Annotated in this window: 7 protein-coding genes; 3 read left to right on the top strand and 4 right to left on the bottom strand. The window is 77.5% G+C overall.

What is annotated here, in order from left to right; genetic code table 11:
* The first annotated feature begins 125 nt into the window (after window positions 1–125).
* Both Q0848_RS02890 and Q0848_RS02895 read left to right on the top strand, forming a co-directional pair.
* On the top strand, window positions 126–5192 hold the full coding sequence (locus Q0848_RS02890; RefSeq protein WP_299034486.1) for an NAD-glutamate dehydrogenase: 5067 nt from the start codon (window positions 126–128) through the stop codon (window positions 5190–5192).
* Between the two features lie 82 nt (window positions 5193–5274).
* Complete coding sequence (locus tag Q0848_RS02895) at window positions 5275–6756, top strand: sensor histidine kinase (protein WP_299034528.1); 1482 nt, start codon at window positions 5275–5277, stop codon at window positions 6754–6756.
* A gap of 134 nt (window positions 6757–6890) precedes the next feature.
* On the opposite strand, the gene Q0848_RS02900 is transcribed toward Q0848_RS02895, so the two are convergent.
* Entirely contained in the window at window positions 6891–7139 is a 249-nt protein-coding gene (locus tag Q0848_RS02900) for a WhiB family transcriptional regulator (RefSeq protein WP_299034489.1), read from the bottom strand.
* Between the two features lie 479 nt (window positions 7140–7618).
* Here Q0848_RS02900 and Q0848_RS02905 point away from each other — a divergent pair, with 479 nt between their 5' ends.
* Complete coding sequence (locus tag Q0848_RS02905) at window positions 7619–8119, top strand: hypothetical protein (RefSeq protein ID WP_299034491.1); 501 nt, start codon at window positions 7619–7621, stop codon at window positions 8117–8119.
* Window positions 8120–8246: 127 nt separating this feature from the next.
* Here the strand turns inward: Q0848_RS02905 and Q0848_RS02910 are convergent, their stop codons facing one another.
* The 3 genes from Q0848_RS02910 to Q0848_RS02920 all read right to left on the bottom strand — a co-directional run bounded on the left by Q0848_RS02910 (window position 8247) and on the right by Q0848_RS02920 (window position 10402).
* Window positions 8247–9212 carry a SigB/SigF/SigG family RNA polymerase sigma factor gene (locus Q0848_RS02910; RefSeq protein WP_299034493.1) on the bottom strand — a complete coding sequence of 322 codons (966 nt, stop codon included), beginning with the start codon at window positions 9210–9212 and terminating at the stop codon, window positions 8247–8249.
* A complete protein-coding gene (locus Q0848_RS02915) occupies window positions 9209–9712 on the bottom strand; it encodes a hypothetical protein (protein ID WP_299034495.1) in 504 nt (167 codons plus the stop codon). Before Q0848_RS02915 ends, Q0848_RS02910 begins: the two co-directional genes overlap by 4 nt.
* A gap of 138 nt (window positions 9713–9850) precedes the next feature.
* The gene (locus tag Q0848_RS02920) at window positions 9851–10402 is read right to left on the bottom strand and encodes a GNAT family N-acetyltransferase (RefSeq protein ID WP_299034498.1); all 552 of its coding nucleotides are present in this window, start codon (window positions 10400–10402) and stop codon (window positions 9851–9853) included.
* Window positions 10403–10708: the final 306 nt, after the last annotated feature.

A 10708-nucleotide genomic window follows, 5' to 3' on the forward strand; every position in this document is an offset into this window, starting at 1 on the left:
GACGGTACCTGCGGGACCGCCCGGCCGCAGTCGGCAGCCGGGAGCCCCGGGACCGGGTGCGACACCGCGCGCGAGACCGGCCGCGACACCGGGCGCGGGAGGCCCGGCTCGGTAGTGTCGCGAGCATGCTGCGCGGCGGGGTGGACGGGCGGGTCGAGGAGCTGCTGACCCGGGTGGCTGCGGCGGAGGGGGCCTCCGGCGCGAGGCTCCCCGACGGGCTCCCGGGCGGCGAGGACCTCGGCGACCTCCTGCGGGAGTACTGGGGCCGCGTCCCGCTGGCCGAGCTCGCCGAGCGCTCCGGGGAGCAGCTCGTCGGTGCGGCCCTCAGCCACGCGGCCCTCGCGGCGGGGCGCGAGCCGGGCAGCACCCGGGTGCGCGTCCTGGAGGCCGGCGCCGCGTGGCGCGGCCTGCACTCGGTCGTGGAGGTCGTCACCGACGACGTGCCCCACCTGGTCGACTCGGTCCTGTCCGAGATGGCGCGCCAGGGCCTGGGCGTGCACGTCGTCGTCCACCCCGTGGTGCGGCCGGCCCCGGGGGCGGCCCCCGTCTCCTGGATCCACGTCGAGGTGGACCGCGTGGCGCCCTCCCGGCTCGAGGAGGTCGCCCGCGGCGTGCAGGGCGTCGTCGCGGACGTGCGCGCCGCCGCCGCCGACGGCCCCGAGGTGCTCGACCTCCTGCGGCGGGCGGCGGGGGCCATGCCGACCACGTCCGAGGGCCAGGAGGCGGCGCGCTACCTGCGCTGGGTCGCCGACGGCAACCTCGTGGTGCTCGGCGCGCGCGTCGTGCGCGCCGGGGAGGACGAGGCGGAGCTCGACGAGCGCGGGCTGGGCCTGCTGCGCCCGGGCCGCGACGTCGACGACCCGCGGCAGGCGCCGGCGGCCCCCGTCGACGCGCTGCCCGCGGAGCTGGCGGCGCCGCTGCGCCCCGACGAGCTGCTGCGGCTGGCCCTCGGGGACGTCCGCTCGCGCGTGGCGCGGCGCGAGCACGTCGACCACGTGGTCGCGGCCCTGCACGACGACGCGGGGCGGCGCACGGGCGAGCTGCGCGTCGTCGGCCTGTACACGGCCAGCTCGGCCTCGCAGTCCGTGCTCACGGTCCCGCTCCTCGAGCGGCGCGTCGCGGAGGTCCTGCGCCTGGCCGACGTGCCGGCCGACAGCCACTCCGGGCGCGACCTGCTCGCGATCCTGGAGACCTTCCCGCGCGAGGAGCTGCGGCTGTCAGAGGTCGAGCAGGTGGCGCGGACGGCGCTGGCCGTGCTGGGGCTGCAGAACCGCCGCGGCCCGAGCGCGTTCCTGCGACCCGACCCCTGGGGCCGCTACGTCTCCGTCCTCGTCTACATGCCCCGCGACCGGTACACCACCGCGGTGCGGCTGAGGATCTCGGAGCTGCTGCGGCGCGCGTTCCGCGCGGACTCCGTCGAGTACAACGTCTGGGTCGCCAGCTCGGTGCTCTCCCGCATCCACTTCGTCGTCCGCGCCCCCGAGGGCCGCGGCGACCTCGCGGTGGTGGACGAGGGCCAGCTCGTCGACGAGCTCGCGCGCGTCGTGCGCACCTGGGAGGACGACCTCGGGGTGGCGCTGGCGGCCGAGGTGGGCCAGGAGGAGGCCGGGCGGCGCCTGCGGCGCTGGGGCGGGGCCTTCCCCGAGGCGTACAAGGAGGACTTCTCCGCGGCGGACGCCGTCGACGACCTCGAGCGGCTGCAGCGGGTCGAGGCCGGTGAGGCCGACACGGTGCTGCACCTGCGCACGCCCGCGGGCGCGGCCCCCGACGAGCACCGGCTCGCCCTGCTGCGCCGCGCGCCCCTGCCCCTGACCAGCGTGCTCCCGGTGCTCGCCAACCTCGGCGTGGAGGTCGTCGACGAGCGCCCGTACCGCCTCGAGCCCGTCGTCGACGACGTCCCCGGCGCGGGGAGCGGCGACGACGAGGCCACGCCCGCGGTCGCCGGGGCCCTGCGCGAGGCGCACCTGCTCGACTTCGGGCTCCGGTACACCGCGGGCGCCTGGGCGGGCGGGGCGCCGCAGGGGCGGCCGGACGAGCTGCTCGAGGACGCCTTCTGGCAGGCCTGGCGCGGGCGCACCGAGTCCGACGGCCTGGACCGGCTCGTCCTCGCCGCCGGTCTGACGTGGCGCCAGGTCAGCGTCCTGCGGGCCTACGTGAAGTACCTGCGCCAGGCCGGGCTGCCCTTCAGCCAGACCTACGTCGAGCGGACGCTGCTGGCGCACACCGGCATCGTGCGCGGGCTGCTGGACCTGTTCGCCGCGCGCTTCGACCCCGACCTGCCCGAGGCGGCCGCACCGCCCCCCGGCACCGAGGAGCTGCAGGAGCTCGGCGTCGACCCCGGGTCGCTCGCCGCGGACGTGAGCCCCGCCCGCGCGGCCGCGGCCGCGCGCCTGGCGGCCGGGGTGCGCGAGGCGCTGGGCGAGGTCGAGGGGCTCGACGCCGACCGGACGCTGCGCGCCGTCCTGTCCCTGGTGCTCGCGACCACGCGCACCAACGCCTACCAGCGGGACGGCGACGCCTCCGACGGCGACGACCCGGGCGCCCGCGGGGGCCGGCGCGGGGGCGGCGGGGCGCTGTCGTTCAAGCTCGACCCGCACCTGGTCCCCGAGCTCCCCGCGCCGCGCCCCGCCCACGAGATCTGGGTGTGCTCCCCGCGCGTGGAGGGGGTGCACCTGCGCTTCGGCGACGTCGCGCGGGGCGGCCTGCGCTGGAGCGACCGGCGGGAGGACTTCCGCACCGAGGTGCTGGGGCTCGTGCGGGCGCAGGTGGTCAAGAACGCCGTCATCGTCCCCACGGGCGCGAAGGGCGGTTTCGTCGCCAAGTCGCTGCTCGCCTCGTCGACGACGGGGGCGCCCGCGCCCGAGGTCGGGCGCGAGGAGCGGGCGGCGGAGGGACGCGCCTGCTACGCCGCCTTCGTCCACGGGATGCTCGACGTCACCGACGACCTCGCGCCGGCCGAGGGCGGCCGCCGCGCCGTGCGGCCCCCGGAGCGGGTCGTGCGCCACGACGCCGACGACCCCTACCTCGTCGTCGCCGCCGACAAGGGCACCGCGACCTTCTCCGACCTCGCCAACGAGGTCGCCGCCGAGCACGACTTCTGGCTCGGCGACGCCTTCGCCTCGGGCGGCTCGGTGGGCTACGACCACAAGGCCATGGGCATCACCGCGCGCGGCGCGTGGGTGAGCGTCCGGCGCCACTTCCGCGAGCTGGGCCGCGACGTGCAGGCCGAGCCGTTCACGTGCGCCGGCGTCGGGGACATGAGCGGGGACGTCTTCGGCAACGGCATGCTGCTGTCGGCGCAGACCCGCCTCGTGGCGGCCTTCGACCACCGCCACGTCTTCCTCGACCCCGACCCCGACCCCGAGACCTCCTGGGCCGAGCGGGCGCGCCTGTTCGCGCTGCCGCGCTCGTCGTGGGAGGACTACGACCGCTCGCTGCTGTCCGCGGGGGGGATGGTGGTGCCGCGCACCGCCAAGTCGGTGGCGATCACGCCGCAGGTGCGCGAGGTGCTCGACCTCCCGGCCGGCACGACGTCGCTGACGCCGCCGGAGCTCATCCGCGCCGTCCTCCAGGCGCCGGTCGACCTGCTGTGGAACGGGGGCATCGGCACCTACGTCAAGGCCTCGACCGAGACCCACGCCGCGGCGGGCGACAAGGCCAACGACGGCATCCGCGTCAACGGCGCCGACCTGCGCTGCGCCGTCGTGGGCGAGGGCGGCAACCTGGGGCTGACCCAGCGCGGGCGCATCGAGGCGGCGCTGCACGGCGTCGCGCTGAACACCGACGCCATCGACAACTCGGCCGGCGTGGACTGCTCCGACCACGAGGTCAACATCAAGGTGCTCCTCGACCAGGTGGTCGCCACCGGCGACCTCGACCGCGCCGAGCGGGACGAGCTGCTGCTGTCGATGACCGAGGACGTGGGGCGCCTCGTGCTCACCGACAACGACGAGCAGAACGCCCTGCTCGGCGACGTCCGCGCGCAGGCGCCGGTGCTCCTGCCCGTCCACCAGCGGCTCGTGCAGCGGCTCGAGCGGGAGGGCCACCTCGACCGGGCGCTGGAGGCGATCCCCGACGACGCGGGCTTCACCGCGCGGGCCGAGGACGGCCTCGGCCTCACGACGCCCGAGGCCAGCGTCCTGCTCGCCCTGGCGAAGACCACCCTGTCGGCCGACGTGCTCGCCTCGGACGTGCCCGACGAGGCCTGGGCGCAGGAGATGCTGCGCGACTACTTCCCCCGCGCGCTGGTCGAGCGCTTCGGCGACCGCCTCGTCGAGCACCCGCTGCGGCGCCAGGTCGTCACGACGTGCCTGGTCAACGACCTCGTCAACCGCGGCGGCATCACCTTCGCCTTCCGCTCGACCGAGGAGACTGGCGCGTCGTCGGCGACGGTCGTGCGCGCCTACGCGGTCGCCCGCGCGGTCTTCGACGCCCCGGGCGTGCACGCGGCCGTGCGGGCGCTGGACGGGCGCGTCTCGACGGCCGCCCAGACGCGCGCGACCCAGGAGCTGCGCCGGCTGCTGGACCGCGCCGTGCGCTGGTTCGTGCACAACCGCTCGGGCACCCTCGACGTCGCCGCCGAGATCGCCTCCGTCGAGCCCGTGGTGGCGCGGCACCGCGGGGTCGTGGGCGACCTGCTGCGCGGGCGGGAGCGCTCGCGCTTCGAGCGGCAGGCGGCCTCCTTCGTCGAGGACGGCTTCCCCGAGCCCCTCGCACGGCACCTGGCGGGCCTGCTCGACGAGTACGACCTGCTCGACGTCGCCCGCACGGCCGCCGGCACCGGAGTCCCCGTCGACGACGTCGCCGCCGTCCACTTCGCCCTCTCCGAGCGCTACGGCGTCGACGACCTGCTCGGGCAGATCGCCCTGCTGCCGCGCGAGGACCGCTGGCAGACGCTCGCCCGCGGCGCGCTGCGCGACGACCTCTACGCCGCGCTGGACACGCTCGTGCACGGCGTGCTGGCGCACCCGGCGGCGGGCGACGGGGTCGTCGCCGGCGGTGCGGCGGACGGCGCCCCGGCGCAGGAGCGCGCCGACGCCGCGGTCGAGGCCTGGGAGGCCGCGAACTCCGACCCGCTCACCCGGGCGCGGCGCGTGCTGGACGAGGTCCGACGGCTCGAGCGGGGGGACATCGCCCCGCTGTCGGTGGCGCTGCGCCTGCTGCGCGGCGCCGTCCGGGCCGGCTCGCGCTAGCCCGCCCGGCGGCCCCGCGGCGGAGGCCGGGCGGGGTCGTCGCGGCCGGAGCGCCGCGCCGTAGGGTCGGCCCGTGCCGACCATGAGCGACCTGATCCGCGACGCCACCGACCTCGACCCGGTCGACGCGGAGTGGCTGAGGCTGCTCGTGGGGGACTGGCAGATGGTCTCCGACCTGGCCTTCGCCGACCTCGTCCTGTGGGTGCCGGCCTCGGGGGGCGAGGACTGGGTCGCGGTGGCCCACTGCCGTCCGTCCACGGGCCCCACGGCCTACCACGACGACCAGGTCGGGCGGCGGGTGCCGCGGGGCCGTCGCCCCCTGGTCGACGAGGCCTGGGCGACGCGGGGGCTGGTCAGCGAGGGCGAGCCCGAGCACGACGAGGACTCCGCCGTCCGCACGACGACGGCGCCGGTCCAGCGGGCCGGCCGGCGGATCGCCGTCCTCTCGCGGCACACGACGGCGGTCTCCCTGCGCATGCCCAGCCGCCTGGAGCTGACCTACATGGCCTGCGCGGACGTCCTCATGGGCATGGTGGTCGAGGGCCGCTTCCCCAACCAGGACGCCCCGAGCACCCACCGGCGGGGGTCCCCCCGTGTGGGCGACGGGCTGGTGCGCCTGGACGCGGACGGCGTCGTCCTCTACGCCAGCCCGAACGCCCAGGCGGTCTTCCACCGCCTGGGCCTCATCGGGGAGCTCGCGGGGCGCCTGCTCCCGGAGGTGACGAGCGAGCTCATCGACACGAGCGGCCCGGTCGACGAGTCGCTGCCGATCGTGCTGCTCGGGAAGGCGCCCTGGCGGGCGGACGTCGAGACCCGCGGGGCGGCGCTGTCGCTGCGGGCGGTCCCGCTCGTCGAGGACGGGGTCCGCGTCGGCGGGCTCGTCCTGTGCCGCGACGTCACGGAGCTGCGCGGCCGCGAGCTCGAGCTGATCTCCAAGGACGCGACGATCCGCGAGATCCACCACCGCGTGAAGAACAACCTGCAGACCGTGGCGGCGCTGCTGCGGCTGCAGTCGCGCCGCATCGAGTCGCCCGACGCGAAGGCCGCGCTCGGCGAGGCGATGCGGCGGGTGTCCACGATCGCCCTCGTGCACGACACGCTGTCGCAGACCTACGACGCCTCGGTCGACTTCGACGCCCTCGTCGACACCGGCCTCCTGCTGGCCGCGGAGGTCGCGACGTCCTCGGCGCGGGCGCGGGCGCGCCGCACGGGCTCCTTCGGCCTCGTCGACCCCAACGACGCGACGCCGCTCGCGCTCGTCATCACCGAGCTGGTGACCAACGCGGTCGAGCACGGGCTGGCCGACCGCGACGGGACCGTGGAGGTCCGCGCCGAGCGCGACGGCGCGCGGCTCGACCTGCAGGTCGTCGACGACGGTGCGGGGCTGCCGGCCGACTTCGTCGTGGGCGCCCGGGCGCCCGGCGGGGGAGGCCTGGGCAGCCGCATCGTGCAGACGCTCGTCCGCGGTGAGCTGCGGGGGGACATCAGCTGGGAGAACCGCGAGCCGGGCCCGGGGACGGTCGTGCGGGTGCGCTGCCGCCTCGGCGACGTGGCCGTGCGCTGACCGGCGCGCTCGGCAGCCGGGCACGGGCGGCGACGAGCGGCCCCGGGCACGACGAAGGGCCCCGGTCTGTCGACCGGGGCCCTTCGTCGTGCCGCGACCCGGAGGTCGCGCCGGGGAGTGCTGGACCCGGAGGGTCAGCTGGCGCGGCGGGCCCGAGCGGCACGGCGCTTGAGGGCGCGGCGCTCGTCCTCGGACATGCCGCCCCACACGCCGGCGTCCTGGCCGTTCTCGATGGCCCACTGCAGGCACGTGTCGATCACCGGGCAGCGCTTGCAGATCGCCTTGGCCTCCTCGATCTGCAGCAGGGCGGGGCCCGTGTTGCCGATGGGGAAGAAGAGCTCGGGGTCCTCGTCGAGGCAGGCGGACTTGTCGCGCCAGTCCATGGGTGGTCCTCCAGATCGGTCGTGCGTCAGTGGGTCGTCGTGGTGTCGGGGACCGGCCCGGCGATCACACGCTTGTGAAGGTGTTCACGAGCTGGTCCCACGAAAAGGGGCGCCGCCGAAGCGGTGCCCCTCGTCCTGCGTCGAGCATCACAGAGGGGCGGCCGTTCCTCAAGGGTTCACACGCTGGGAACTTCCTGCGTGTAGACCGTGGTGCGGGTGAGAGGGGCCGTCCCTGTGGGGGAGCACCGCTCACCGAGATGTCGCTGTGCCCCCACTGTCCCTTTCGTGGGGAACGACGGCCACCCGAGACGGATTCCCGCGTCACCCGTGCGGCGGTAGCGCCGTCGTCGCTGCTCTGCTCCGCGGAGGAGGGGGCCACCACCCGGGCGGCCGGAGGTGCTGCGGCGCAGGAGTCCTGCGTGTCGCCGCCGGACCCGGCGTCCACCGGGCCGGCCGACCTGCTGGCTACCGTGAGGGGCGTGGTCGAGCGCAGCGGTGGCGGGGGCGCGGGACGCCCGGGGGAGGACGAGCACGGGCAGCCCGCTCCCGTGGCGCAGGGCCCGGTCGGCGTCGCGGCCCCCGTCGTGGGCCTCGTCGTGGCGGGCCTGGCCGTGGAGGTGCTGGCGCTCGCCGCCGTGGCGCTGCTGTACGCGCTGGGCACGGGGAGCGGGGCGGCCACCTCGACCGGGCTCGCGCTCGGCTCGGCCGTGCTCGCCCTCGCCCTGGCCACCCTCCTGGGCGGCAGTGCCGTCGGGATGGCCCGCGGGCGCCGCCGCGGGCGGGTGCCGGCCCTCGTCTGGCAGGTGCTGCAGCTGCTCGTCGCCGCGCAGGTCGTCGTCGAGGAGACCAGCGGCTCCACGACCTGGTGGGCGGCGCTCGGCGTCGCTGCGCTGGCGGGCGTCGTGGGCGTCGCGCTGGCCACCGGTGCGGTGACCCGGGCGCTGCCGGTGGGACCGGACGGGGACGACCGCCTCCTCTGAGCCGTACCGCCGGCTGCGGCCGCCGGGATCCGACGCCGGGCTCCGACGCCGGGCTCCGACGCCGGGCTCCGACGCCGGGCTGGGGGCGCCCGGTGGCGGCGGGACGACCCGCCGCGGAAGCCGGGCCTCAGTCCGCCAGGTGCTCCCGGAGCTGGGCGAGGGTGCGCGTCAGCAGCCGCGAGACGTGCATCTGCGAGATGCCGACCTCGGCGGCGATCTCGCTCTGGGACATCCCGCGGACGAAGCGCAGCGCGAGGATGCGGCGCTCGCGGCCGGGCAGGGCGTCGAGCAGCGGACGCAGGACGGCCCTGTCCTCGACCCCCGCGAGCGCCGTGTCCTCGGTCGCCGCCCAGCGGGCCGTCGTCCGGTCGGGCTGGTCGTCCAGCGGGACGGTCGCGTAGGCCCCCGCCGACTCCAGCGCCGCGAGGACGACCTCATCGTCGAGGCTGCACTCCCGGCCGATCTCGGCCACCGTCGGCGCCCGGCCGAGGCGCTGGACGAGGGCGGCGCGGGCGTCCGCGACCGTGCGGCCGTGCTCCTGCAGGCGCCGGGGCACCCGCACCGCCCAGCCCCGGTCGCGGAAGTGCCGGCGGATCTCCCCGAGGACGTGGGGGACGGCGTAGGCGCCGAGGGGGACGCCCCGGGCGGGGTCGAAGCGGTCGACGGCGGTCAGCAGGCCGATCGTGCCCACCTGGACGAGGTCGTCGTAGGGCTCGCCCCGACCGGTGTAGCGGCGGGCGAGGCCCTCCACGAGCGGCAGGTGCGCCGCCACGACGCGGTCGCGCGCGGCGGGTCGGGCGGGGTCGTCGGGGGCGAGCGCCACGAGCTCGTCCACGGCCGCGCGCAGGGGGCAGGGGGCCGCCGGCGTCGCCTCGATGAGGGGCGGCGGCGCGGGCGCCGGCACGCGGGCACCGCCCTCGACGCCCCCGGAGGGGCTCGACGACGACACCGGGCCCGGCTGCTCGGGGACGGCGCCGGACGCGGGCGTCGTGGGGAGCCCGGCGGCGTCCTCGCGCAGGCCGACACCGCCCCCCGGGCGCGGACCGGCGCCGCGCGCCCCGGTGCTGCGCCGGGGCCCCACCGGGCCGGTCACAGGGCGCCCCGCAGCTCGAGCACCAGGCGGATCCGGCTGCCGCCGGGTGCGGGCGAGACCAGCACCTCGCCGACGAGCGCGTCGAGGACCGCCCAGGCGACGCCGCCCCGCTCGGGGAGGGTCCGCGCCGGCCCGGTCACCTCGACGACGAGCCGGTCGGGCGAGAGCTCGAAGGACGCCTCCAGCGCCGCGACGTCGCCGCCACCGGTGCAGGCCCCCGCGCTCTGCAGGAGCATCGAGGCGGCCTCGTCCACCGCGATCCGCACGTCGTCGACCTCGTCGACGGTGACGTCGAGCCGCACCGCCAGCGTCGCGGCTGTGGTCCGCAGGACCGACAGGTAGGCCGCGTCGGCGGGCAGCCGCAGCAGGACGCGAGCCGGCGTCGTCGCGGAGCCGTGCGCCTCGTGCGGGCCCTCGCCCACCCGGGGCGCACCGGAGAGGTCTACGGAGGGCACCAGGGGACGACCGGTGCCGGTGCCCTCGTGCTCAGCCCTCGCCATGGCCCTCGCCCCCGCCACCTCGCCCGTGAGGGGGGACGGTGCCGCCTCCCCGCGCCCATCATCCACGCCCGCGGCCCGCTCGACCAGGGACGGTCGGCGCGATCCGCGCCACGTCGAGAGGTCGGCGCGCCGCACCCGTCACGGCCCCGAGGGCGGTGGCGGGGCGGCGCTCCCGAGGGCGTCCAGCGCCCCGCCGTCCAGCCGCCACGTCGTCCACTCCTCCTGGGGCGCCGCGCCGAGGGCGGCGTAGAAGCCGCGGGCGGGTGCGTTCCAGTCCAGCACCGACCACTCCAGCCTGGCCAGGCCGCGGGAGGTGCACTCCGCGGCCAGGGCCGCCAGCAGCGCCCGCCCCAGCCCGCTGCCGCGGTGGTCCGCGTGCACGACGAGGTCCTCCAGCCAGATGCCGTGCCGGCCGCGCCAGGTCGAGTAGGTGAGGAACCACAGCGCCATCCCGGCCACCTCGCCGTCCACCTCGGCGACCAGGCAGTGCACGCGGGGGGCGGGGCCGAAGAGCGCGCGCCGCAGGTCGTCCGGCGTCGCCTCGACGGCCTCGGGCTCGCGCTCGTACGCGGCGAGGTGGTGCACCAGCGCGTCCAGCGCGGGGACGTCCTCGACCCGGGCCGGGCGGACCGCAGAGCTCGTCGGCCGGTCGGGGTCGACCGGGTCAGCGGGGTGCGGGGTGGTGCTCACGACGACCTCCGTGCGGGCGGGTGCTCGGGCGGGGGCGCCGCGGTCCGCGTCGTCCGCGGCGGGCTGCGGCAGCGGCTGCCCCGGCGGGCAGGAGACCACGGGGCGCGCCGGTCGGTCGGTCGGCGCGCCGCGTCCCCGCCGGACGTGCGGGCTGGTCGATGCGGGGGTGGCGCACCGCGCACGGGCTCCTCGGCCTGGTGCTCGTCCGGCGCGCCTTCTGGTGCCCCGCCTGGTGCCCCGCCTGGTGCCCCGCCTGGTGCCCCGCCTGGTGCCCCGCCTGGTGCCCCGCCTGGTGCCCCGCCTGGT

This window comes from uncultured Pseudokineococcus sp. (assembly GCF_947495735.1).
Lineage (GTDB): Bacteria > Actinomycetota > Actinomycetes > Actinomycetales > Quadrisphaeraceae > Pseudokineococcus.

Bases quoted from the DNA above. Each gene is read 5' to 3' on its own strand.
- Q0848_RS02915 (WP_299034495.1), bottom strand. From the start codon at position 9,712: ATGGCGAGGGCTGAGCACGAGGGCACCGGCACCGGTCGTCCCCTGGTG.
- Q0848_RS02900 (WP_299034489.1), bottom strand. From the start codon at position 7,139: ATGGACTGGCGCGACAAGTCCGCCTGCCTCGACGAGGACCCCGAGCTC.
- Q0848_RS02895 (WP_299034528.1), top strand. From the start codon at position 5,275: ATGAGCGACCTGATCCGCGACGCCACCGACCTCGACCCGGTCGACGCG.
- Q0848_RS02890 (WP_299034486.1), top strand. From the start codon at position 126: ATGCTGCGCGGCGGGGTGGACGGGCGGGTCGAGGAGCTGCTGACCCGG.